General features: G+C 63.5%; 21 protein-coding genes. 9 read left to right on the top strand and 12 right to left on the bottom strand.

Annotated features, from left to right (window positions below; translation table 11 throughout):
* Positions 1–2: 2 nt before the first annotated feature.
* Positions 3–707, bottom strand: coding sequence for a nitroreductase (locus tag ACO07C_RS01860; RefSeq protein ID WP_421912531.1), 705 nt, complete (start codon positions 705–707; stop codon positions 3–5).
* Positions 708–873: 166 nt separating this feature from the next.
* Between ACO07C_RS01860 and ACO07C_RS01855 the strand changes: the two genes are divergently transcribed.
* The 5 genes from ACO07C_RS01855 to ACO07C_RS01835 all read left to right on the top strand — a co-directional run bounded on the left by ACO07C_RS01855 (position 874) and on the right by ACO07C_RS01835 (position 8,547).
* On the top strand, positions 874–1,476 hold the full coding sequence (locus ACO07C_RS01855) for a helix-turn-helix domain-containing protein (protein ID WP_421912530.1): 603 nt from the start codon (positions 874–876) through the stop codon (positions 1,474–1,476).
* A 94-nt stretch (positions 1,477–1,570) separates the two neighbouring features.
* On the top strand, positions 1,571–4,024 hold the full coding sequence (locus ACO07C_RS01850; RefSeq protein WP_421912529.1) for a GcvT family protein: 2,454 nt from the start codon (positions 1,571–1,573) through the stop codon (positions 4,022–4,024).
* Complete coding sequence (locus ACO07C_RS01845) at positions 4,021–4,926, top strand: homocysteine S-methyltransferase family protein (protein ID WP_421912528.1); 906 nt, start codon at positions 4,021–4,023, stop codon at positions 4,924–4,926. Before ACO07C_RS01850 ends, ACO07C_RS01845 begins: the two co-directional genes overlap by 4 nt.
* Positions 4,919–6,100, top strand: a complete 1,182-nt coding sequence (locus ACO07C_RS01840; RefSeq protein WP_421912527.1) for a pyridoxal phosphate-dependent aminotransferase — start codon at positions 4,919–4,921, stop codon at positions 6,098–6,100. The genes ACO07C_RS01845 and ACO07C_RS01840 overlap by 8 nt, the downstream gene beginning before the upstream one ends.
* A complete protein-coding gene (locus ACO07C_RS01835; protein WP_421912526.1) occupies positions 6,097–8,547 on the top strand; it encodes a GcvT family protein in 2,451 nt (816 codons plus the stop codon). The genes ACO07C_RS01840 and ACO07C_RS01835 overlap by 4 nt, the downstream gene beginning before the upstream one ends.
* Positions 8,548–8,594: 47 nt before the next feature.
* Here ACO07C_RS01835 and ACO07C_RS01830 read toward each other — a convergent pair whose 3' ends face one another.
* From ACO07C_RS01830 to ACO07C_RS01800, 7 genes are all read right to left on the bottom strand, one after another.
* A complete protein-coding gene (locus ACO07C_RS01830) occupies positions 8,595–9,182 on the bottom strand; it encodes an NAD(P)H-dependent oxidoreductase (RefSeq protein WP_421912525.1) in 588 nt (195 codons plus the stop codon).
* Positions 9,182–9,763: an NAD(P)H-dependent oxidoreductase gene (locus ACO07C_RS01825; RefSeq protein WP_421912524.1), complete on the bottom strand. Its 582-nt coding sequence runs from the start codon at positions 9,761–9,763 to the stop codon at positions 9,182–9,184. Before ACO07C_RS01825 ends, ACO07C_RS01830 begins: the two co-directional genes overlap by 1 nt.
* Positions 9,763–11,166 (bottom strand): FAD-binding oxidoreductase, encoded by a 1,404-nt coding sequence (locus ACO07C_RS01820; RefSeq protein ID WP_421917421.1) that lies wholly within the window; start codon positions 11,164–11,166, stop codon positions 9,763–9,765. The genes ACO07C_RS01825 and ACO07C_RS01820 overlap by 1 nt, the downstream gene beginning before the upstream one ends.
* The gene (locus tag ACO07C_RS01815) at positions 11,166–12,476 is read right to left on the bottom strand and encodes a cytosine deaminase (RefSeq protein WP_421912523.1); all 1,311 of its coding nucleotides are present in this window, start codon (positions 12,474–12,476) and stop codon (positions 11,166–11,168) included. Before ACO07C_RS01815 ends, ACO07C_RS01820 begins: the two co-directional genes overlap by 1 nt.
* 178 nt (positions 12,477–12,654) lie before the next feature.
* On the bottom strand, positions 12,655–13,506 hold the full coding sequence (locus ACO07C_RS01810) for an ABC transporter permease (protein WP_421912522.1): 852 nt from the start codon (positions 13,504–13,506) through the stop codon (positions 12,655–12,657).
* Positions 13,493–14,320: an ABC transporter ATP-binding protein gene (locus tag ACO07C_RS01805; RefSeq protein ID WP_421912521.1), complete on the bottom strand. Its 828-nt coding sequence runs from the start codon at positions 14,318–14,320 to the stop codon at positions 13,493–13,495. Before ACO07C_RS01805 ends, ACO07C_RS01810 begins: the two co-directional genes overlap by 14 nt.
* A gap of 11 nt (positions 14,321–14,331) precedes the next feature.
* A complete protein-coding gene (locus ACO07C_RS01800; protein WP_421912520.1) occupies positions 14,332–15,336 on the bottom strand; it encodes an ABC transporter substrate-binding protein in 1,005 nt (334 codons plus the stop codon).
* A 264-nt stretch (positions 15,337–15,600) separates the two neighbouring features.
* Between ACO07C_RS01800 and ACO07C_RS01795 the strand changes: the two genes are divergently transcribed.
* Together ACO07C_RS01795 and ACO07C_RS01790 are read left to right on the top strand one after the other, a co-directional pair.
* On the top strand, positions 15,601–15,984 hold the full coding sequence (locus tag ACO07C_RS01795; protein WP_421912519.1) for a RidA family protein: 384 nt from the start codon (positions 15,601–15,603) through the stop codon (positions 15,982–15,984).
* A gap of 219 nt (positions 15,985–16,203) precedes the next feature.
* Positions 16,204–17,007 (top strand): creatininase family protein, encoded by an 804-nt coding sequence (locus ACO07C_RS01790; RefSeq protein ID WP_421912518.1) that lies wholly within the window; start codon positions 16,204–16,206, stop codon positions 17,005–17,007.
* On the opposite strand, the gene ACO07C_RS01785 is transcribed toward ACO07C_RS01790, so the two are convergent.
* Positions 17,004–17,513, bottom strand: a complete 510-nt coding sequence (locus ACO07C_RS01785) for a tyrosine phosphatase family protein (RefSeq protein ID WP_421912517.1) — start codon at positions 17,511–17,513, stop codon at positions 17,004–17,006. The two genes, ACO07C_RS01790 and ACO07C_RS01785, sit on opposite strands and share 4 nt — an antisense overlap.
* On the bottom strand, positions 17,510–18,565 hold the full coding sequence (cobD, locus tag ACO07C_RS01780) for a threonine-phosphate decarboxylase CobD (RefSeq protein ID WP_421912516.1): 1,056 nt from the start codon (positions 18,563–18,565) through the stop codon (positions 17,510–17,512). Before cobD ends, ACO07C_RS01785 begins: the two co-directional genes overlap by 4 nt.
* On the opposite strand from cobD, the gene cbiB reads away from it, so the two are divergent.
* A complete protein-coding gene (gene cbiB / locus ACO07C_RS01775; RefSeq protein WP_421912515.1) occupies positions 18,564–19,535 on the top strand; it encodes an adenosylcobinamide-phosphate synthase CbiB in 972 nt (323 codons plus the stop codon). The genes cobD and cbiB overlap by 2 nt on opposite strands.
* Positions 19,536–19,547: 12 nt before the next feature.
* On the opposite strand, the gene cobO is transcribed toward cbiB, so the two are convergent.
* Both cobO and cobU read right to left on the bottom strand, forming a co-directional pair.
* Positions 19,548–20,177 (bottom strand): cob(I)yrinic acid a,c-diamide adenosyltransferase, encoded by a 630-nt coding sequence (gene cobO / locus ACO07C_RS01770; RefSeq protein ID WP_421912514.1) that lies wholly within the window; start codon positions 20,175–20,177, stop codon positions 19,548–19,550.
* 1 nt (position 20,178) lies between these two features.
* Positions 20,179–20,706, bottom strand: a complete 528-nt coding sequence (gene cobU, locus ACO07C_RS01765) for a bifunctional adenosylcobinamide kinase/adenosylcobinamide-phosphate guanylyltransferase (protein WP_421912513.1) — start codon at positions 20,704–20,706, stop codon at positions 20,179–20,181.
* 218 nt (positions 20,707–20,924) lie between these two features.
* On the opposite strand from cobU, the gene ACO07C_RS01760 reads away from it, so the two are divergent.
* Positions 20,925–22,106 carry an aromatic ring-hydroxylating oxygenase subunit alpha gene (locus ACO07C_RS01760; protein WP_421912512.1) on the top strand — a complete coding sequence of 394 codons (1,182 nt, stop codon included), beginning with the start codon at positions 20,925–20,927 and terminating at the stop codon, positions 22,104–22,106.

Genomic DNA, 22,106 nt, shown 5'->3' with positions numbered 1-22,106 from the left:
GCCTATTCGCTGAACGTCACCCATTCTTCCAGCGGCACACGGTCGGTGCGAAAATCATTCTCCGGCTTGGAGGTGTCCTCGTGCCCGAGCGCCATGCCGCAGACGACGATCTCCTCGTCCGGGATGTTGAGGACCGGCCTGATCTGCCGGTGATAAGGCGCGAAGGCCGCCTGCGGACAGGTGTGCAGACCCCTGGCCCGCGCCGCGACCATGATGTTCTGCAGGAACATGCCGTAGTCGATCCACGAGCCCTGGTTCAGCCGGCGGTCGATGGTGAAGATCATGCCGACCGGCGCGTCGAAGAAGACGAAGTTGCGGTCATGCTGGGCGCGCATCTTGTCTACCTCGCGCCGGCCGATGCCGAGCGCGCCATAGAGCCCGAAGCCATTGGCACGCCGTCGCGTCAGATAAGGCTCGAAGAACTGTGTCGGATAGTACTGATACTCATCCCATTCGACCTTTTCGGCTCGAATGCCTGAATTGAGGATAGCGTCGGTGATCCGTTGCTTGACCGCACCCTTGGTGACGTAGACCCTCCACGGCTGCATGTTGGTGCCCGACGGTGCGCGCGCCGCAACCGCCAGAATGGCGCGGATCGTATCGTCGTCAACCATGTCCGGCAGGAAGGCGCGCACGGAGCGGCGCGACATGATCGCCTCGTCGACGATCTCGGCTTCATCCGCGATCCGGGGGTTGTTTTCCAGCATGGGCCGTCCCTTACCCTTTGTCTCGACCGGACGTCCCCACTCGCCGTTCGCGGTCGAGCCTTTGCATGATCAGCCAAAATGGCGCAAGCAAATCTTGTGAAGGCATGAAAATCCACTTGATTTTTTCACGGACCTGCTTTCTCATGAAATTCGAATAGATTTTTTCATGAAACGAGCGATTTTGCCTCCAGCTACAGCCAAAACATTGCAGGGACCTGACGAAAGGCTGCTGGCCGGCGACATTCGTGCGCTGCGCAAGGCGCGTGGGCTGACGCTTGCCGAGACCGGTTTGAAGCTTGGCCGCTCGGTTGGTTGGGTCAGCCAGGTCGAACGCGGCCTGTCGACGCCTTCGCTGGGGGATCTCAGAGCGCTGGCTGAACTGTTCGGCGTCCCTGTCAGCCTGTTCTTCAGCCACGACGCGCCTGTTGAAAGCGAGCGCGGCGTGGTCGTGCGCGCCGGCAGTCGCCGCCGGCTTGGCACAAGCGAATCCGGCCTGGTGGAGGAGCTTCTGTCGCCCGATCTCGGCGGCAGCTTCGAAATGCTGCGTTCCGTCTTCGCGCCGGGAGCGGAGTTGAAAACCCTGTCGCGAAGGCCGACCGAGGAGGCCGGCTATGTCGCTTCGGGAACCTTCGATATCGAGATCGCCGGCATCTGGCACCAGTTGAGCGAGGGTGATTCCTTTCGCTTCGACGGCAAGCCGTTCCGCTGGCGCAATCCGGGGTCCGAGCCAGCGGTGGTCATCTGGGTGGTTTCGCCACCGGTTTATTGAAATGCATCTCGGCCAAGACCGCGCAGCGGTTTGGGCCGGAGGTGCGTCAAAACAAGAATAGCAGCGCAACGCGCACGGAATTTGGGAGAAGAACATGGCGGGTTTGCCGAGCACGGCGCGCGTGGTCATCATCGGAGGAGGTGCCGTCGGCGCCTCGTCGCTCTACCATCTCGCAAAGGCGGGCTGGACCGACTGCGTGCTGCTGGAAAAGAACGAACTGACCTCCGGTTCGACCTGGCACGCCGCCGGCAACGTGCCGACCTTCTCATCCTCATGGTCGCTGATGAACATGCAGCGCTATTCGACCGAGCTCTATCGCGGGCTGGCCGATGCGGTCGACTATCCAATGAACTACCACGTCACTGGCTCGCTGCGGCTCGCGCACTCCGCCGAGCGCATGCAGGAATTCCAGCGCGCCAAGGGCATGGGTCTCTACCAGGGCATGAACATCGACGTGGTCGGCGTCGACGAGATCAAGCGCCGCTACCCGTTCATCGAGACGCATGAGTTGAAGGGCGCGCTCTATGATCCCAATGACGGCGATATCGATCCGGCACAATTGACCCAGGCACTGGCCAAGGGCGCGCGCGATCTGGGTGCGAAGATCATTCGCTTCTGCCCGGTTACAGGAGTGCGCCGTGAAAACGACGAATGGGTGGTGGAGACCGCCCAAGGCGAGATTCGCTGCGAGATCGTCGTCAACGCCGCCGGCTACCGTGCGGCTGAAGTGGGCAGGATGTTCGGCCGCGACGTGCCGATGATGGTGATGAGCCATCAGTACATATTGTTCGAGGAAATCCCCGAACTCGCGGCATGGTCGAAGGAACAAGGCTCGAAGCTGCCGCTGCTGCGCGATGTCGACACTTCCTATTACCTGCGCCAGGAAAAGAACGGCATGAATCTCGGCCCCTATGAGCGCAACTGCCGTGCGCACTGGGCGACCCATAACGATCCGATGCCCGATGATTTCTCGTTCCAGCTTTTCCCTGATGATCTCGACCGTCTTGAGCATTATCTGGCCGACGCCGTCGCCCGCGTGCCGATCCTCGGCACCGCGGGCCTGTCCAAGGTCATCAACGGTCCGATCCCCTATACGCCGGACGGCAACCCGCTGATCGGCCCGATGCCCGGCGTTCCCAACGCTTTCGAGGCGTGCGTCTTTACCTTCGGCATCGCCCAAGGCGGCGGCGCGGGCAAGGTGCTGGCGGAATGGATCACGCAGGGCCAGACCGAATGGGACATGTGGTCGTGCGACCCGCGCCGCTTCACCTCATTCGCGTCCGCGCCGGACTATTGTGTCGCCAAGGGCATTGAGATCTACGGCAACGAATACGCCATCCAGTTCCCGCGGCATGCCTGGCCGGAAGGGCGCGACAGGAAACTGTCGCCGATCCATGATCGCATCAAGGCGCTCGGCGCTTCTTTCGACGCCTACAATGGCTGGGAGCGAGCCACTTGGTACGCACAGGACGGCGACGACGTGTCGGAACAAGCCACGCTGACCTTCCGCCGTGAAGGCCCCTGGTACAAGCGCGTGCGCGAGGAATGCCTCGCCGTGCGCGACGCCGCGGGCATCCTCGACCTGCCCGGCTTCTCGCGTTTCAACCTTGAGGGCCCGGGTGCGGCCGAATGGCTGAGCCTGCAGGTCACCGGACTGGTGCCGAAGCCCGGCCGCATCGGCCTGATCTATTTTGCCGACGACAAGGGCCGCATCGTCACCGAAATGTCCGTCGTTCGCCATGACGAGAACCTGATGACGCTGATCACGGCGGCGGTCGCGCAATGGCACGATTTCGAATGGCTGAAGTCGCGCATGCCGAAGGACGCGACCTTCACGCTGAGCGACCGGACCGAGGAATATTCCACGCAGATCCTCGCCGGCCCCAACTCGCGAAAGATCCTCGCCGATGTCTGCGCCGCCGACCTTTCGCTGCCATGGTTGACGCATCAGGAAACCAGCATCGCCGGACGTTGGACGCGGCTGGTACGCGTTTCCTTCGCCGGAGAGCTTGGCTGGGAAATCCACACCAGGGTCGACGACACCGCCGCCATCTTCGACGCCATCTGGGCGGCGGGCCAGAAGCACGGCCTGAAGCCGTTCGGCATGTATGCGCTGGACTCGCTGCGGCTCGAAAAAGGCTACCGCACCTGGAAGGGCGACCTTTCGACCGATTATTCGGTCCTGCAGGGCGGGCTCGAGCGCTTCGTCAAATGGGAAAAGCCCGACTTCCGCGGCAAGGCGGCGCTGCTGGATGAAAAGCAGCAAGGCGTGAAGAAGCGTTTCGTCACGCTGGTGGTCGAAAACCCCGGCGACTGCGACGCCCCTTCCGTGTCGACGCTCTGGCATGACGGCAAGATCGTCGGTGAGACAACGTCCGGAGGCTTTGGCCACAGGGTCGACAAGTCGATCGCGCTTGGCATGCTGCGCGCCGATCTGGCTGAACCGGGGACCGCGATCGAAATCGAGATTTTCGGCGAGCGCTTCAAGGCGGTCGTGCAGAAGGACGAGCCGCTCTGGGATCCAAGGAATGAGAGGCTGCGCGCATGAACAACGTTATCCTCACCGATGGCGGCATGGGTCAGGAACTGGTCCGGCGCAGCAAATCCGAGCCGACGCCATTGTGGTCAGCCAGGGTGCTGATCGACGAACCCGATCTGGTGCGCGACCTGCATGCGGAATTCATCCGTGCCGGCGCCCGCGTGATCACCATCAACACCTATTCAGCCACGCCCGAACGCCTGGCGCGCGAGGGCGCCGAGGACCTGTTCAAGCCGCTGCAGAAGCGTGGCATCGAATTGGCCAGGCAAGCTTGTGACAGTGCCGGCGAGGCATCGGTCGCCGGCTGCCTCTCGCCGCTGTTCGGTAGCTACGCGCCGGCGCTTACCATCTCCTATCAGGAGACGCTCGACATCTACCGCCGCATCGTTGCCGAGCAGGCGGATGGCGTCGATCTCTTTCTGTGTGAAACGATGGCCTCCGCCGATGAAGCGCGCGCGGCGGTCACCGCGGCATCGGAAAGCGGCAAACCGGTTTGGGTGTCATGGACGCTCGCCGACCATGGCACGCCACGGCTGCGCAGTGGCGAAGCGCTCGCTGCCGCGTCCTCGGCACTCGGCGACCTGCCGGTCGCGGCGCGACTGATCAATTGTTGCCGGCCTGAAGCCGTCAGCGCCGCGCTGCCGGAACTGCTCGCGCTCGGCGGGCCGGTTGGCGCCTATGCCAACGGCTTCACCTCGGTCGAGGCGCTGAAGCATGGCGGCACCGTCGAGGTGCTGCATGCCCGTCACGATCTTGATCCGGAAGCCTATGCCGATCAGGCCATGGCCTGGGTAGAAGCCGGTGCTGGCATCGTCGGCGGCTGCTGCGAGGTCGGGCCGGCGCATATAGCCGCCCTGCGCGACCGGCTGGACCATGCCGGCTATGACATTTCGGGAGGTATACATGCCTAGACCATCAACGCGCATTTCCGGCATCGTGCCTTCGGGCAAGGATGGCTGGGAAGTCCATTCGGCCGCCTGGGCACGCAAGGAAGCCGGCGAGGACATCATCATGCTCTCGGTCGGCGACCATGATTTCGACACGCCGTCGGAAACGATCGAAGCCTGTGTTACGGCCGTTCGCGGCAGCCACCACCACTACACCCCTCTTCCCGGCCTGCCGCGCCTGCGCAAGGCGATGGCGGCAGCCTCGAGCGCCTGCACTGGCGTCGAGACGACACCGGACCAGGTCATCGCCACGCCGGGCGGCCAGGCCGCGCTCTACGCTTCCGTGCAGGCCGTCCTCGACCAGGGCGATCATGCCATCGTGGTTGCCCCCTACTACGCCACCTATCCCAACACGTTCAGCGCCGCGGGCGCGAGCTTCACCGTTGTCGAGACGCCGGCGGAAGATGGTTTCCAGCCGCGCGCCGAGATGATCCGCGCGGCGCTTCGGCCGAACACCCGCGCCATCCTGATCAACACACCCAACAACCCGACCGGTGCGGTCTATTCCCGTGAGCGGCTGGAGCAGCTTGCCGAGATCTGCAGGGAGCACGACCTCTGGCTGCTGTCTGACGAAGTCTACTGGACGCTTGGCGGCGGCGAACACATTTCGCCGCGCTCGCTGCCCGGCATGGCCGAGCGGACTCTGGTCATCAACTCCATGTCCAAAAGCCACGGCATGACCGGCTGGCGCATGGGCTGGCTGACCGGCCCGCAGGAAATGATCACATTGCTGACCAATCTCAATCTGGTGACGACTTACGGCCTGCCCGCCTTCATCTCGATCGCCTGCGCGGAGGCGCTTGAGAACCGTTATGGCGTCAAGGAGATCGCCGAGCGATACGCGGCGCGGCGCACCATCTTCCTCGATGCTGTCAGCGGCATGAACAATGTCATCGTGCGCGGCTCCGAGGGTGGCATGTATGTCATGCTCGATATATCCGACATCGAACCGGACGACGAGAAATTCGCCTTCGCCTTCCTCGGCAAGGAGAATGTCGGCGTCATGCCCGGCTCCAGCTTCGGCGAAGCCGCCGCCGGCCATATCCGTATCAGCCTCTGCCAGCCCGAGCCCGTTCTGCAGGAAGCAGCACTCCGGTTGCGCCGATTTGTTTCCAGCTACCGTCGCGAGGCCGCATGACCGCCAAGACCATTCCTACCAAAGCGAGGGCCGTCATCATCGGCGGCGGCGTCTCCGGCTGCTCGGTCGCCTATCACCTGGCCAAGCTCGGCTGGACCGACATCGTGCTCTTGGAACGCAAGCAGCTGACCTCGGGCACGACATGGCATGCCGCCGGCCTGATCGGCCAGTTGCGCGGCTCCCAGAACATGACGCGGCTGGCGAAATATTCGGCCGATCTCTACGTCAAGCTGGAAGCCGAAACCGAGGTTGGCACCGGCATGCGGCAGGTGGGTTCGATCACCGTGGCGCTGACGGAAGAGCGCAAGCACGAGATTTACCGGCAGGCTTCGCTCGCCCGCGCCTTCGATGTCGACGTACGCGAGATTTCACCCAATGAAGTCAAGCAGATGTACCCGCATCTCAACGTGTCCGATGTTGTCGGCGCGGTGCACCTCCCGCTCGACGGTCAATGCGATCCCGCCAACATCGCCATGGCGCTGGCCAAGGGCGCCCGTCAGCGCGGCGCCACCATCGTCGAGAATGTGAAGGTCACCAAGGTCCACACGAAAGCCGGGCGCGTGACTGGCGTATCCTGGGCTCAGGGCGACGAACAGGGCACGATCGAGGCCGACATCGTCGTCAATTGCGCCGGTATGTGGGCGCGCGAACTGGGCGCGTGGAACGGCGTCACCATTCCGCTGCACGCCTGCGAGCATTTCTATCTCGTCACCGAGCCTATCCCCGGCCTCAGCCGGCTGCCAGTGCTGCGCGTTCCCGACGAGTGCGCCTACTACAAGGAAGACGCGGGCAAGATGATGCTCGGTGCCTTCGAGCCGGTCGCGAAACCCTGGGGCATGGACGGCATCCGCGAGGACTTCTGCTTCGACCAGTTGCCGGAGGACATGGATCATTTCGAACCCATTCTGGAAATGGGCGTCAACCGTATGCCGATGCTTGCGACCGCCGGCATCCACACCTTCTTCAACGGCCCCGAAAGTTTTACGCCTGACGACCGCTACTATCTCGGCGAAGCGCCGGAACTCCGGGGCTACTGGATGGCGACCGGCTACAATTCGATCGGCATCGTCTCCTCCGGCGGCGCCGGCATGGCGCTGGCGCAGTGGATTAGCGACGGCGAAGCGCCTTTCGATCTGTGGGAAGTCGACATCCGCCGCGCCCAGCCGTTCCAGAAGAACCGCCGCTACCTGAAGGAGCGTGTCTCGGAGACGCTCGGCCTGCTCTATGCCGACCATTTCCCCTACCGGCAGATGGCGACATCACGCAATGTCAGGCGTTCGCCCCTGCACGAGCATCTGAAGGCGCGCGGCGCCGTGTTCGGCGAAGTCGCCGGCTGGGAGCGCGCCAACTGGTTCGCCCGTGAAGGCCAGGAGCGCGAATATCGCTACTCGTGGAAGCGGCAGAACTGGTTCGACAACCAGCGCGAGGAGCATCTGGCTGTCCGCGGCAAGGTTGGCCTGTTCGACATGACCTCGTTCGGCAAGATCCGTGTCGAGGGCCGCGACGCCTGCGCTTTCCTGCAAAAGCTCTGCGCCAACGACGTCGACGTCGCCCCAGGCAAGATCGTCTATACCCAGATGCTCAATCAGCGCGGCGGCATCGAAAGCGACCTCACCGTGTCGCGCCTGTCTGATACCGCCTACTTCCTCGTCGTGCCCGGCGCGACGCTGCAGCGCGATCTGGCCTGGCTGCGCAAGCATCTGAGCGACGAGTTCGTCGTCATCACCGATGTGACGGCGGCCGAGAGCGTGCTCTGCCTGATGGGGCCGGATGCGCGAACGCTGATCCAGAAGGTCAGCCCGAACGATTTCTCCAACGAAGCCCATCCCTTCGGTAGCTTCCAGGAGATCGAGATCGGCATGGGCCTGGCCCGTGCCCACCGCGTCACCTATGTCGGCGAACTCGGCTGGGAGCTCTATGTCTCGACCGACCAGACCGCCCATGTCTTCGAGGCGATCGAAGCGGCCGGCGCCGATGTCGGCCTGAAGCTCTGCGGCCTCCATACGCTGGATTCCTGCCGCATCGAAAAGGCCTTCCGGCATTTCGGCCATGACATTACCGACGAGGACAATGTGTTGGAAGCCGGTCTTGGCTTCGCTGTGAAGACGGCCAAGGGCGACTTTATCGGCCGCGACGCGGTCTTGAGGAAAAAGGAAGCCGGGCTGTCACGCCGTCTCGTGCAGTTCCGCCTGAAGGACCCGCAGCCCCTGCTCTTCCACAACGAGGCGATCCTGCGCGATGGCAAGATCGTCGGCCCGGTCACGTCAGGCAATTACGGCCACCATCTCGGCGGCGCCATCGGACTGGGCTATGTGCCCTGTGGGGGCGAGAGCGAGGCCGACGTGCTGGCGTCGTCCTACGAGATCGAGATCGCCGGTGAGCGGTTTGCGGCGGAAGCATCGCTGAAGCCGATGTATGACCCGAAGTCGGAGCGGGTGAAGATGTAGCGCCTCTTACCGCTCTCCCCGTTCACGGGGAGAACGGCGCGCATCTCTCAAAATCGCTCCAGCTTGGCCCGCACCTTCGCCAGAAACGCTGCGCGCGTCGCCGGCGTCGAGGAATCCATCAGATAGTGCGCCAGGTAGAAAGTCCGGCAGCGTGTCGCGCACAGGGCGCGCATGCCCCGCAGCAGTGTCTTGCGTCCCGGCTGGCCGACGACGACGCTCCACCACGTCGGCGCGCCGCAGGTGGTGATGACACCGACCCTGGTCACATGGGTCATCAGCGACTTGATCCGCCCCTTGCCCACCGGAAGCTTGAACGCCACATCAGTGGCCCAAACCCGGTCGAGCCAGCCCTTGAGCATCGCCGGCAGGCCGTACCACCAGGTCGGATAGACGAAGAGGATTGCCTCGGCCCATTTGAGGAGCTCGAAATGCGGCTTCAGCGCCGGGTCTTGCGGCGCCTGGTTGTTGTAGGAGCGCCGCTCGTCGCAACCCAGCACCGGGTCGAATTTCTCGGCATAGAGATCGAGCAGCCGCACCTCCCAACCTCTCGTCTTCAGCACCTCGATGGCACTGTCCCGGATCGAAGCGCAGAAGCTTTCGGGCACAGGATGACAGTAGACCACCAGCACCCGCATCAGAACGCATCCATGCTGGCCGCGACCTGCGCCATGAAAGCGCGGCGCGTTTCATCGGTCGACAGGTTCATCGAATATTGAGCGAGATAGATCACCGGCGCGCCAGGCTTTACCGTGGCGCGCAGCATGCGCTTGATCAGTCTGCGCGGCGGATCGCCCATCAGCATGGCGCGGAAGCGGCTGCCGCCATAGGTGGTGACGGCCGCGATCTTGCTGATGTTGTGCAGGGACGGCCGCACCTCGCCGTCGATTAGCTTGAACGACACGCCAGGCAGGAAGACCCGATCGAAAAAGCCCTTCAGGATGGCTGGAAAGCCGTAGTTCCAGACCGGATAGCAAAGCACCAGCGCATCGGCCCGCAACAGGCGCTCTACATAGGGCGCCGCCGGCTCTGCGGCGCTACGCTGGTCGTGGTAGGCCATTCGCTCCTTGCGCGTCAGGCGAGGATCAAAATCCTCGGCATAGAGATCGCAATCATCGACCGTATGACCCGCCGCCGTCAGCCGCTCGACGATCGTCCGGTGCAGGCCAGCATTGAAGCTGGTCTCGACCGGATGGGCGTAGAGCACGAGGACGTTCATCAACCTGCCTTTTGCAGCCCCTTGAAGAGGAAAGTCCGGCCCGAACGGTAATCATAGTCCGGGTTTTCCCAGGCGATCATCTTGCCGGGATTGAGCAGGCCTTGCGGATCGGTCTCGCGCTTGAAGGCGAGTTGGATCGCGTCCGTCTGCTTCATGCCGCCCTCTTCCAGCGTGTAGCGGTGCGGATTGAAGATCGGGCAGCCATTGTCCTCGTGCAGCCGCACGATCTCGTCCAGCCGCGCCTCGGTGGTGAACTTCACCAGCGGCAGGCCGAAGCAGGTGATGTTGCCGTCCAGCCGCACGAATTCGAGATGCGAGAACACTTCGCCGGGAAACATCGCATCCATCCTCTCAACCAGCGCGAGCTGGTTAGGGAACGGATAAAGCGACTGCAGATAGGTTATCGACGGGTCGACGCGCAGCGCCCGCAGCGTCGTGTGGTTCCAGGCCAGTTCGTAGGCCGGCGGCAGACCCTTCTTGTGCTCCGGCGTCGCTGTGGCGGCATTGAAGATGACGTCGCCGCCGGCGCGGCGGGTGAAGGCCAGGAAGGCGTCCAACCCATGCGGCGCCACCATGACGACGCAGATGCTCTGGCCCTCCTTCAGGAATTTCTGGTGTCGCCTGAAATAGAGCTGCGGTACCGGCGCGGCGATCGGTGCGATCAGCTTGGTGAGGATGCCGTCCTGGCAGGCCAGCGCGTTGCCATAGCGCGCGGCATCCATGAAGGTATCGAAGCCGACGATGAGATCGACCCACTCATAGGCTGCCGTCAGCGGCATCTCGACCTCGGTGATGATCCCATTGGTTCCATAGGCGTGCGTGACCTTGTGCAGATCCTCGCCGGTGAGTTCGAGCACTTTCGGCTCTGCCTCCATGGTCACCACGCGCAGGCGCAGCACATTGCCGAAATCGCGCAACCCGCCGAAATTGATCGAGCCGACGCCGCCCGAACCGCCGGCGATGAAGCCGCCGATCGAGGCGGTGTTGTAGGTCGAGGGCGACAGCCGCAGTTCCTGGCCGGAATGCCCCCGCGTTGCCTTGTCGATGTCAGAGAGAACCGCGCCCGGCCCAGTCACAACGCGGCCAGGAGCGATCGACTTGATGTCGTTCATCTCGGCAAGGTTAAGCACCACGCCGCCCGAAAGCGGCATCGCCTGCCCGTAATTGCCGGTGCCGCTGCCGCGCGGCGTCACCGGCACGCCATGCCGATGGCAGGCGGCGAGCACGCGGATCACTTCGGCCTCGTTCCTGGGTGTCACGATCAGATCGCCGGTGACATGGTCGAGCTGCTGCTTCAGCACCGGGCTGTACCAGTAGAAGTCGCGGCTCTTCTGCTGGACGATCGCCGGATTGTCGTCGAGCTTTATCCCGTCGAGATCGCGTTTCAGCGCGGCGATATCCATCATTCCACCATCAGATCGTCAAGTTCGGCATAATCGGGCAATTGCCGCGCGATGGCACGCCCGGCGCGCACGACGATGCGATCCGATTCGGGCCGCGACAGCAATTCCGTCCAGCTTCGACCTTTGAACAGGATGAAATCGGCAGGTCCGCCAGCCGCAAGCGAGCCGACACCATCAAGCCGCATAATTTTGGCCGGGGTCGCGGTCACCGCTTGCGGCCAGTCCGCGACCGGATGGTCGAAATGCAGGATGCGCGTCGCCATCCGGTAGACCTCCAGCATGTCGAGATCGCCATAGGCATGGAACGGGTCGCGCGTATTGTCGGAGGCGACGGCAACCGGAATGCCCCGCGCCTTCATCTCGTGCAGCAGCGTAACCCCGCGCCAGCGTGGCGTGGTGCGGTCGGCGCGCCGGTCCTGCAGGTAGAGATTGCACATCGGCAAAGAGACCACCGCTAGCCCGGCCTTGGCCACCTTGTCCAGCGTATCGAGCACGTCGAGGTCCGGCTGCCGGGCCAGCGAACAGCAATGGCCAACGAGGATATTGCCCTCGAAGCCGTTCCAGAGCGCCGCCTCCGCGATCTTCTTCAAAGATATCGCCCCGACATCGTCGGTCTCGTCGGCATGGAAATCCAGATCGAGGCCATGCTTGATGGCTTGCGCGAAAACCTGGTCGAGCAGCGCTTCCAGATCCGGCACCATATAGGTGACGACGCCGAGTACGCCCCTAGCGGCCGCCACGCGTTTGGCCAGGCTTTCAAACCACGTCGTCTCGCGAACGCCCTCGATGCCGATCAGGCAGGCGGCCTGCAGTTCGATGCGGCCACGCCATGTCTCGCGCATCGTCTCGAACACCGGCCAGGAGATTGCTTCCTGCGGCGCGACACTGTCGAGATGGGTTCGCAGAGCCTTGGTGCCGTGCGCGTACGCCGAGCGCAGCGAGAAGTCCATGCGGCGGGCAACATCCTGGGCGCTCCAGCGCGCGGCACGGTCCGCGCCGGTTGCGTTCAACGCACCCATGAACGTTCCGTCCGGATTGGGCTTTCTCGGCCAGATATGGCCCTTGTCGATATGGGTGTGGCAGTCGACGAAGCACGGCAGCACGATGCGGCCGGCAAGGTCGACCGCGGCGGCCGGCGCCGCAAGGCTATGAGCGGTGATGCTGGAAACCCTGCCGTCGGCGACGGCGATGTCGGCCAGCGCAAAGCCGTCGCTGTCGAATGTCGCGGCAAGGCCTGGTGTCACGGACGCATGAAGCCGGACATTGGCAAGTACGAATTGACCGGATTCTGGAATGATCGCCGACGTCATCGCTGCCCCTCATCCGCCTCCCGGCACCTTCTCCCCGTATAGCGACGGGGAGAAGGGAGAAGCTCCAACGCCGACGCCCCCCTCTCCCCGTCTCTATACGGGGAGAGGGTAAGGGTGAGGGGCAGCGCCGACTTCGGGATAGGTGAAGGGCCGAGACACCAGGCGAAACTCAACAACGTTACCGCTCCTGCTTCAGTGCGCTTTCGTGCCAGCGCCTGAGAATGAGATGCGAAATCAGCGACAGCACGAGGAAGATCAGGATGCCGGTGAGCGAAATCAGGATCAGCGCCGCGAACAGGCGTGGCGCGTTGAGCCGATAGCCGGCCTCTATGATGCGCGAGGCAAGGCCTGACGACTGCCCCTGCGCGCCGGCCACGAACTCCGCCACCACCGCGCCGATCAGCGACAGCCCTCCGGCGATCTTCAACCCGCCAAGGAAGTACGGCATCGCCGCCGGCAGCCGGAGATAGCGCAATTGCTGCCAGCGCGTGGCGCCGTTGAGCTTGAACATATCCAGCAAATTGCGGTCGACCGAATTGAGGCCGAGCGTTGTGTTCGAAAGGATCGGGAAGAAGGCCACGATCCAGGCGCACAGCAGAAGCTTGGTCGTCTGGTTGCCGACATAGATGTTGATCAGCGGAAAGATGGCCACGATCGGTGTCACCTGCAGCACGATGGCGAAGGGGAAGAACGACATCTCGACCCACTTCGACTGCGCGAACAGGACAGACAGCCCAACCCCGCCGATGATGGCCAGAGCCAGGCTGAGAAAGGTGATCCTCAGCGTCACCAGCAACGAAGAGAACAACAGCCCGGCATCGTCATGCAGTGTTTGCAGCACCACGCCGGGGCGCGGCAGGATGTATTTCGGGATATCGTTCCAGACGCAGATGCGATCCCACAGCCAGACGGCCAGGATCATGATCGCCAGCGGCAGCACCCAGCGGCCGATCCGCTCCAGCCGGTCCTCGCGCACGCGGCGCGCCTCTTCCGCGTCGAGTTTCAGCGTGCCGTTTTCAATGGCCGTCATGATGCGACCCCGCGGTTGAATTGATGGCGTTGACCAGCACGTCGGAGGCCTGGCGGCAGAGTGCCGCATAGTCCGGCGAGGTGCGAAATACCTCGTCGCGTGGATAGGACGCCTCTACGGCGAGTTCATCGAACACCCTGCCCGGCCGCGCCGCCATGACGACGATCCGGTTGGACAGGAAAACGCTTTCGAAAACACTGTGAGTGACGAAGACGACCGTGAAGCGCTCGTGCTGCCACAATTCCAGCAGGTCATTGTTGAGCTTGAAGCGGGTGATTTCGTCGAGCGCGGCGAACGGCTCGTCCATCAGCAGCACGCGCGGCTTCGTCACCATGGCGCGAGCAATGGAGACACGCATCTTCATGCCGCCGGACAGTTCGCGCGGCACGGCCTTTTCAAAGCCCGTCAGATGAACCCGCGCCAGCATCTCGTTGACCGCCGGCGCCGCATCGGCTCGTGAAATGCCCTTGAGCCGCAGCGGCAGCCAGACATTGTCGAAGACGTCGGCCCAGGGCAGCAGCGTCGGCTCCTGGAAGACGAAGCCGATCTTGGAGCGGTCAAGCGAGCCGCCGCCGCGCCAGTCGAGCTGGCCGGACGTCGGCGTCGAGAGGCCGGCGATCAGCCGCAACGCCGTCGACTTGCCGCAACCCGAAGGGCCGAGCAGACTGAGAAAATCGCCGTCCCGGATCGTCAGGTCGACATTGTGGAGCGCCGTCACGCCGTTGGAGAAGACCTTGCCTACGCCACGCAACGCCAACATCGTCGAGGAGGATCCCGACGCTGTTGGCGCTTGCGCCACTTTCTCCTGCATCATTCGGGACCGGCCTATTTCTTCAGGTCGAGGCCGACCCCCTTGTTAATGAAGGCCAGCGTGTAGGCCTTCTTGATATCTATGCCCGCGGGCGTGACCTTGGCCTTGACCATCTTGTCGTAAAAACTCTGGATGCGCGCATCCGTCATCGCGCCGATGCCCAGCTTCTCGCTGTCGCCTGAATCGACGATGCCGAATTTCTTCAGCTGTTCGATCGAGAAGGCGATCTGCTCATCCGTCATGTCCGGATTGTCCTTCTTGATCATGTCGTTGGCGGCCTTGTTGTCGCCGTAGAGATATTTGTACCAGCCCTTGGCCGAGCCATCGACGAAGCACTGGACGACCTCCGGGCGCTTGTCGATCGTGTCCTGCATCACCTCGACCGTCGTCGCGTAGGTGTCCCAGCCATAATCGGCCAGCAGGAACTGGTCGGGCATGAAGCCGCCTGCCTTCTTGACGGCGAACGGCTCGGAGGTGACGTAGCCCTGCTGGATCGATTTCTTGTTGGCGATGAACGGCGCCGGATTGAAGGTGTAGGGCACGCGTTTGGTGGCGTCGAAGCCGAGGTCGGTGATCATCCACTGGAAGAATGTCTGTGCGCCCTCGTCGCCCAGTATGTACTGGTCGGCATTCTTCAGGTCGTCCCATGTGTCCAGCCCCTGGCCGGGTTGTGACATGATGACCTGCGGATCCTTCTGGAAGTCGGCGGCCACCACGCGCATCGGAATGCCCTGCTGCACGGCGTCGAAGGCTGAAAGCAGGTTGCCGCCCATGTAGAAGTCGATCTTGCCGGCCAGCAGCATTGGCCTGCCGCTGACCTGCGGACCGCCCTGCATGATAGTGACGTCGAGGCCGCAGGCCGCATAGGTGCCATCCGCGATGGCCTGATAGTATCCGCCATGCTCCGGCTCGGCCAGCCAATTGGTGCCGAAGGTGACTTTCTCATTGGCTGCCGCCCCAAGCGTGCTGGCCGCGAGCAGCACCATCGCGCCCGCCGAAATCTTCCGTCTTCCGTACATCGAGACCACCCTCTGTTTGCTCCGGAGCGCTCCGCGCCGGGCTCGACACCATTGGTTCATGAAGCAAGACACATGCCACCGGCCCCTCGCGCCGGGACCGCCCGCTTGCGTCGCAGTCGCGCGTCAAGGCTGGACGGGTCATGCCGTACGAAAGGCATCGTGCCTATTTTTTGAACTGCTGTCCACAATCGCGCTGAAGACGTGAACCACATCTTGAAGATGTCACCGCCGCCGCCTTAGGCTGATGGCGAAACGGAGATTGCCATGTTCAAATTTCTGATGCCGAAGTCGATCAAGCCGCCCTTCGCCCGCTACAGCCACGGCGTCGAGGTTGCCGCCGGCAGGCGGCTGGTCCTCTGCTCGGGCCAGGTCGCCATCACCGCCGACGACCAGATCCCCGAGGACGCCGGCGCCCAGGCCGAACTTTGCTTTCAAAACATCGCGGCGGTTCTCGGCGAGGCCGGCATCGGGCTCTCCGATATCGTCCGCATCAACGCCTATGTCACCGACCGCGCTCATCTACGGCCCTATATGGACGTCCGCGACAGGCTGTTCTCCAGCCCCGCGCCCGCCTCGACGCTGATGATCGTCTCCGGCTTTGCCCGGCCGGAATTCAAGGTCGAAGTCGAGGCCATCGCGGCGGGGTGAGAGGCACAGACCAAGACCCGAATCGACAGGTTCGCAATCTGAAGATACACCACACCAAAGTCTGCGCTGCCCCTCATCCGCCTGCCGGCACCTTCTCCCCGTATAGTGACGGGGAGAAGGACGCGCACCAACGCTGGCGCCCCCTCTCCCCGTCCTTCACGGGGAGAGGGTAAGGGTGAGGGGCAGCGCAACACCAGACCAGTTCCATCGAGGTTCAAAATGACCCAAACAAAAAGACGCGTCTGGTGGGGCGACTACCGGACAACCGAATATGCCTCGATCGATCCCGAAGCGACGATCGCGGTGCTGCCCGTGGCTGCGATCGAACAGCACGGACCGCATCTGCCCGTCTCGACCGACACATCGATCATGAACGGCATGCTCGATACGGTCATCTCGCGCCTGCCCGATGATCTCGATATCCGCATCCTGCCAGTGCAGGCGGTGGGCAAATCGAACGAGCATCTGCACGCGCCGGGAACCCTCACCTTGCCGGCAACGACATTGGTCGACGCATGGACCGAACTTGGCCTGTCGATCGCACGCGCTGGCGTGCGCAAGCTGATCGTCGTCAACTCGCATGGCGGCAACGAGGAGATCATGGGCATCATCACCCGTGAGTTGCGCGTGCGTGCCAAGATGCTGGCGGTGAAGACGAGCTGGCAGCGCTTCGGCCGACCGGCCGGCATGTACACGGAACTCGAGGACCGTCACGGCATCCACGGCGGCGATGTCGAGACATCGCTGATGCTGCATTTCCGGCCGGACCTCGTGGACATGAACAAGACAGACAATTTCGTCTCCAATGTCGCCAAGGCCGAAAAGGAGTTCTCGCTGCTGCGCCACACCGGCACCCACGCGTTCGCCTGGATCGCTGGCGATCTCAACCCGAATGGCGTGGTCGGCGATGCCAGCATCGCCACGGCGGAAAAGGGCCGGCTGACCGCCGAGTATCAGGCCGACGGTTTCATCAACCTGATCAAGGATGTGCGCAAGGCAAAGCTCGCCGACTGGCTCAGCTAACCTTCGATCCTCAGCTCGAAAGGCGTGCCCTCGAAGGCATCGGCACCGCGCCCTATCGCCTGGATGGCCTCGACCATGCGACCCTTGCGATCAAGCAGCGCGTCGGCCACCGCGATCAGGCGCGGATTGGGCGTCGCCGAAGGCGACAAAGCCCGCAACGTCCGTGCCAGTTCCGCCTCGTCACACTTCGGCGCCAGCGCCGCCGCGATGATATAGGCCGAAGCGGTCGAGCGACTGATGCCGGCATAGCAATGTATGACCAGCGGCCGTGCGCGGTCCCACTGGCGGCCGAAATCAAGCAGATTTCGCACATGCTCTTCGCCGGGCATGGTCATGCCCTCTTGCGCCACCGCGATGTCATGCATGACTAGGTGGAGGTGATTTTCCCTCGTGATCGATGCGGGACGCGTCACTTCTGTGCCGGCGGACAGCAGCGAAAGCAGCCGCCCGGCGCCGGTCCTTGCCACCGTCTCCTCGACCTTCGCCAGTGAACAGACATGGATCATTGCGTAGCTTCCCTTGACTGATCGTCGCGCCGTGATGCCCATTCGGCAAGAGCGGATTCCAGCCGCAGCCAATCCTCCTGACATCCAGGCAGGCCGGCGCGCAGCACATGTGGACGGTCGGTGAAATGGCGAAGCAGGATGCCGCGCTCGCCAAGCGCCGAAAACAGTCCGGCGGCATCGTGCAGGCGAAGATAGCGAAACAAGGTGGTGCCGCCGGCGACGGGAACGCCGAAGCCGCCAAACAAGCCGTCCAGCCTTGCAGCGGCATCGGCCAGCGACGTCCGCATCTTGTCCTGCCAGCCAATATCGGCGAGCGCCTTCATGCCATACTCCAGCGCCGGTCCGGCAACCGCCCAGGGGCCAAGCTGTGTCTCCAGCCGTTCGACCGTCAGCGCGTCGGAGAGCGCAAAACCCAGCCGCAGGCCGGCCAGGCCGAAGAACTTGCCGAAGGAGCGCAGCACGACGATGCCGCCTTGCCCGACATCTCCCGCAAGACTCTCAGTGCGCGGGCCGACATCCATGAACGCCTCATCGACAACCAGCAGCCCGCCCTTGGCGCGCATTCCCGCGGCAAGCTCCAGCAGCTTCGCGCGCGACACGACGCGACCGTCCGGATTGTTGGGGTTGACGATCACGGCAAGGTCAGCCCCCGCCAGGGCGTCGAAATCCCCAACCTCCATCACGGCATGGCCCGCGATAGACGCTGCTCGCGCATGCTCCGCATAGGTCGGCCCCAGGACCAGCGCCTTGCCAGGGCTGACCAGGGAGGCAACGCGCGGCAAGAGGATCTGCGTTCCCGGCCCCGCCGCGACATGCGCCGCTGAAGGTGCACCGTAGGTGCTCGCGGCGACTTCGGCCAGCTCATGCGCGCGAGCCTTTTCAGGGAGCCGCCACAGGGCGGTGGCGGGCAGGTCGAAAAACGGATAGGAGTGCGGATTGATCCCGGTCGAGAGATCGACGAAAGGCTGCGGTGCGTGGGGAAAGAGCGCCCTCGCCCGGCCAAGACTGCCGCCGTGATCCACCGTTGCAATCGCTCCATCAAGAAGCTTCATGTCCGTCCTGATCGCTTTCCTGTCCTTGGCCATCGAACTCGCACTGGGCTATCCGGACTGGCTCTTCCGCGCCATCGGCCACCCGGTGACGTGGTTTGGCAGGCTGATATCCTTTCTCGACCGCAGGCTCAACCGCGCCACTGATTCCGACGTGCTGCGTCGCCGGCGGGGCGTTGTCGCGCTGGTGATCATTGTTCTGCTGCCGGCCATGATCGCGCTGGGTGTCGAAATCGCACTCTGGCGGATGCTACCCGCCGGATTGGTGATCACGGCGATCCTGGCAACCTCGCTGCTGTCGCAGAAAAGCCTGTACGAGCATGTCGAGGCCGTGGCCGACGCGCTCGAAACAGGCGGTTTGGTGATGGGACGCATAGCCGTCTCGCGGATCGTTGGCCGCGACCCTGAAAAGCTCGACAAGGCCGGTGTCGGCCGCGCGGCGATCGAAAGCCTGGCAGAGAATTTTTCCGACGGCATCGTCGCGCCCGCTTTCTGGATTGGTGTCGGCGGCCTGCCCGGTGGCGTCGCCTACAAGGCCGCCAACACCGCCGATTCGATGATCGGCCACCGCACGCCGCGCCACGAGGCCTTCGGCTGGGCGGCGGCGCGTTTCGACGATCTGATCAATTTGCCGGCGTCGCGATTGACCGCGCTGCTCATCGTGCTGGCGGCCTTCCTCGTCAGGGACGCGGATGCGGGCAACGCCTGGCGCGCCGTGTGGCGTGACGCCAGGAAACATCGCTCGCCCAATGCCGGCTGGCCCGAGGCGGCCATGGCCGGGGCGCTCGGCCTGGCGCTCGCCGGCCCGCGCAGCTATGGCGGCGTCATGGTCGACGACGTGTTCATGGGCGAAGGCGGCCGCCGTGAGGTCGACAGCCTCGACATCAGGCGCGCCTTGAAACTCTACCGGGTCGCCGATTACTTGCTGCTCGGGCTGTTCGCTCTGGTCGCGGCAATCGTCATCGCCATCTGAGGGCGCTGGCGTTCAGAACTCGATGCCCTGCTGCGCTTTCACTCCAGCCGAGAAATGGTGCTTGGTCACGCCCATTTCGGTGACCAGATCGGCGGCCTCGACCAGCGCCGGCTTGGCGTTGCGGCCGGTGACGACGACATGCAGCCCTTCGCGCCGCGCCTTCAGCGCGGCGACCACTTTTTCGAGACCGAGATAGTCGTAGCGCAGGGCGATATTCAACTCGTCGAGCACCAGCAGGCTGATCGAAGGATCGGCCATCAGTTCGACCACCTTGGCCCAAGCCGCTTCCGCCGCCGCGATGTCGCGCCTCAGGTCCTGCGTCTCCCAGGTAAAACCCTCGCCCATTGTGTGCCAGACGACGCGGTCGCCGAAGGCTGCAAAAGCATCCTTCTCGCCGGTATGCCATTTGCCCTTGATGAACTGGACGACGCCGACGCGCTTGCCGTAGCCGAGCATCCGCAAAGCCAGGCCGAAAGCGGCGGTGGTCTTGCCCTTGCCGGGACCGGTATTGACGATCAGCAGACCCTTCTCGACCGTCTTGGCCGCTACCTCGGCATCCTGCACCGCCTTGCGCTTGGCCATCTTGGCGCGGTGGCGCTCTTCATCCCCTTGGTCGACTGCCTTGTGCTCGATGTCAGTCATGTCATTTCACCTTCAGCGGCAGCCCCGCCACCATCAGCAACACTGTTTCAGCCACGCCCGCGACTTGCTGGTTGAGCCGGCCCGCCGCATCGCGAAAACGTCTTGCAAGCGCATTGTCAGGCACGATGCCCTGGCCGACCTCATTGGAAACCACGAACCACGGCCCGCGCGGCCGCGACAGCACATCCGCCAATCGTCGGCATTCGGCATCGACGTCATGTTCGGCCAGCATATGATTGGTCAGCCACAAGGTCAGGCAGTCAACCAGCAACGGCTGACCATCCGGCAATGACTCGATGGCGCCGGCAAGGTCGAGCGGTGCATCGATGGTCGTCCAGCCCTCGCCTCGGCGCGAACGGTGCAAGGCGATGCGCTCGCGCATCTCGTCGTCATAGGCTTCCGCGGTGGCGATATAGGCCCACGGCGCCGGATGGGCCGTGACCAGCGTCTCGGCATGTCCGCTCTTGCCGGAACGCGCGCCGCCGATGAGAAAGGTCAGCGTGCCCTGATCTGCAACGGGATCGGCCATCGGACGGGTCAAGCGCCAAGGAGGACTGAAGCGGTGTTCATCCTGTTCCTATTGCCTCCAACCGGCGGGGTTGCAAGCCGGTTCTTGCCGCTCCGTGCCCGAATCGCTGGCAGCTGCCGCGAATCCAGTGCCTCGGACGGTCGGCAAACCGGTGCACCGATTGACAATTCGTCCAGTCAGGTATTGGCTGAACATTCAGCCAATATAGAGAGCCAACCATGCAACCCGACCCCAGCGAACGCGCCACCTACAATGGACTGAAGCGGGCTGAAGCGACGCTAGCCTCATCGGCCTATTGGGATATGGAAGACTATCAGCGGGACCTCGACGCCATCTGGTATCGAAGCTGGTTACTTGTCTGCCGCGAGACGGACCTGGCGGAACCACTGGCTTTCAGGACATTTCGGGTCGGCACGCAGGAAATCGTCGTGCTACGCGACGAGACCGGTGTTCTCCGCGCCTTCCACAACACCTGCCGGCATCGCGGCTCCCAACTTTGCCAGGAAAGCGAGGGCCGGCTGAAGGCGCGGCTCCTCACCTGCCCCTATCATGCCTGGTCCTATTCGCTGCGCGGCGATCTCGTGCGCGTGCCCTCGAAATCGCTGCCAGAAGGCTTCGACAAGGCCGACCATCCGCTCTACCGGGTGGCGCTCTCCGTGTGGCGCGGCTTTGTTTTCGTCAACCTTCAGGAGGACGCCGAAGGCTCGGCCGAAACATCCTTCGACCCCGCATCCGGCAATCTCGGCAACTGGCCGCTGGAAACACTGGTCACCGGCCACGTGCTGCGCAAGGTGATGAACTGCAACTGGAAGATCTTTTGGGAAAACTTCAACGAGTGCCTGCACTGTCCGGGCGTCCACAAGGACCTGTCACGGCTGGTGCCGATCTATGGCCGCGGCCTCATGGGCCGGCAGGACGATCCCGAATGGTCCCGCCATGCCGACAATGACGCGCCGGAGTTTTCCGGCGGCCTGAGAAACGGTGCCGAAACATGGTCGAGCGACGGGCGTGCCCATGGACCTGTCTTCGCCGGTCTGACGCCGGCCGAACGCGCCGCCGGTCAGACCTATGCCACCAATCTGCCATCCATGTTCGTCGTCGGTCATGTCGACTATGTCAGGACGGTGCGGCTGGTACCCCTTGGTCCGGAGCAGACCGAACTCACCGCCGAATGGCTGTTTTCACCAGAAGCCCTGAAGACGCCTCAAGCCGACATCGACAACATCGTCGCCTTCGGCAAGCAGGTGCTGGAGGAAGACGCCGCCATCTGCGAGGTCAACCAGAAAGGGCTGCGCTCGATGCGCCACGAGGTCGGCGTTCTCATGCCCGAGGAGTATGAACTGCACCGCTTCCACAACTGGGTGCGCGAGCGACACGCGGCGGTTTCGCGGAGGCCTTGA

This window comes from Mesorhizobium sp. (assembly GCF_965229135.1).
Classification (GTDB): domain Bacteria; phylum Pseudomonadota; class Alphaproteobacteria; order Rhizobiales; family Rhizobiaceae; genus Mesorhizobium.
Note: the sequence above shows the minus strand (reverse complement) of the source record. Positions and strands in the feature narration are given on the sequence as shown.

Excerpts from the sequence above, each read along its gene's own strand:
- ACO07C_RS01805 (WP_421912521.1), bottom strand. The coding sequence starts at position 14,320 with ATGATGCAGGAGAAAGTGGCGCAAGCGCCAACAGCGTCGGGATCCTCC.
- ACO07C_RS01825 (WP_421912524.1), bottom strand. The coding sequence starts at position 9,763 with ATGAACGTCCTCGTGCTCTACGCCCATCCGGTCGAGACCAGCTTCAAT.
- ACO07C_RS01850 (WP_421912529.1), top strand. The coding sequence starts at position 1,571 with ATGGCGGGTTTGCCGAGCACGGCGCGCGTGGTCATCATCGGAGGAGGT.
- ACO07C_RS01795 (WP_421912519.1), top strand. The coding sequence starts at position 15,601 with ATGTTCAAATTTCTGATGCCGAAGTCGATCAAGCCGCCCTTCGCCCGC.
- ACO07C_RS01760 (WP_421912512.1), top strand. The coding sequence starts at position 20,925 with ATGCAACCCGACCCCAGCGAACGCGCCACCTACAATGGACTGAAGCGG.
- cbiB (WP_421912515.1), top strand. The coding sequence starts at position 18,564 with ATGTCCGTCCTGATCGCTTTCCTGTCCTTGGCCATCGAACTCGCACTG.
- ACO07C_RS01830 (WP_421912525.1), bottom strand. The coding sequence starts at position 9,182 with ATGCGGGTGCTGGTGGTCTACTGTCATCCTGTGCCCGAAAGCTTCTGC.
- ACO07C_RS01860 (WP_421912531.1), bottom strand. The coding sequence starts at position 707 with ATGCTGGAAAACAACCCCCGGATCGCGGATGAAGCCGAGATCGTCGAC.
- ACO07C_RS01810 (WP_421912522.1), bottom strand. The coding sequence starts at position 13,506 with ATGACGGCCATTGAAAACGGCACGCTGAAACTCGACGCGGAAGAGGCG.
- ACO07C_RS01800 (WP_421912520.1), bottom strand. The coding sequence starts at position 15,336 with ATGTACGGAAGACGGAAGATTTCGGCGGGCGCGATGGTGCTGCTCGCG.
- cobO (WP_421912514.1), bottom strand. The coding sequence starts at position 20,177 with ATGACTGACATCGAGCACAAGGCAGTCGACCAAGGGGATGAAGAGCGC.
- ACO07C_RS01840 (WP_421912527.1), top strand. The coding sequence starts at position 4,919 with ATGCCTAGACCATCAACGCGCATTTCCGGCATCGTGCCTTCGGGCAAG.
- ACO07C_RS01815 (WP_421912523.1), bottom strand. The coding sequence starts at position 12,476 with ATGACGTCGGCGATCATTCCAGAATCCGGTCAATTCGTACTTGCCAAT.
- ACO07C_RS01835 (WP_421912526.1), top strand. The coding sequence starts at position 6,097 with ATGACCGCCAAGACCATTCCTACCAAAGCGAGGGCCGTCATCATCGGC.
- cobU (WP_421912513.1), bottom strand. The coding sequence starts at position 20,706 with ATGGCCGATCCCGTTGCAGATCAGGGCACGCTGACCTTTCTCATCGGC.
- ACO07C_RS01790 (WP_421912518.1), top strand. The coding sequence starts at position 16,204 with ATGACCCAAACAAAAAGACGCGTCTGGTGGGGCGACTACCGGACAACC.
- cobD (WP_421912516.1), bottom strand. The coding sequence starts at position 18,565 with ATGAAGCTTCTTGATGGAGCGATTGCAACGGTGGATCACGGCGGCAGT.
- ACO07C_RS01820 (WP_421917421.1), bottom strand. The coding sequence starts at position 11,166 with ATGGATATCGCCGCGCTGAAACGCGATCTCGACGGGATAAAGCTCGAC.
- ACO07C_RS01785 (WP_421912517.1), bottom strand. The coding sequence starts at position 17,513 with ATGATCCATGTCTGTTCACTGGCGAAGGTCGAGGAGACGGTGGCAAGG.
- ACO07C_RS01845 (WP_421912528.1), top strand. The coding sequence starts at position 4,021 with ATGAACAACGTTATCCTCACCGATGGCGGCATGGGTCAGGAACTGGTC.
- ACO07C_RS01855 (WP_421912530.1), top strand. The coding sequence starts at position 874 with ATGAAACGAGCGATTTTGCCTCCAGCTACAGCCAAAACATTGCAGGGA.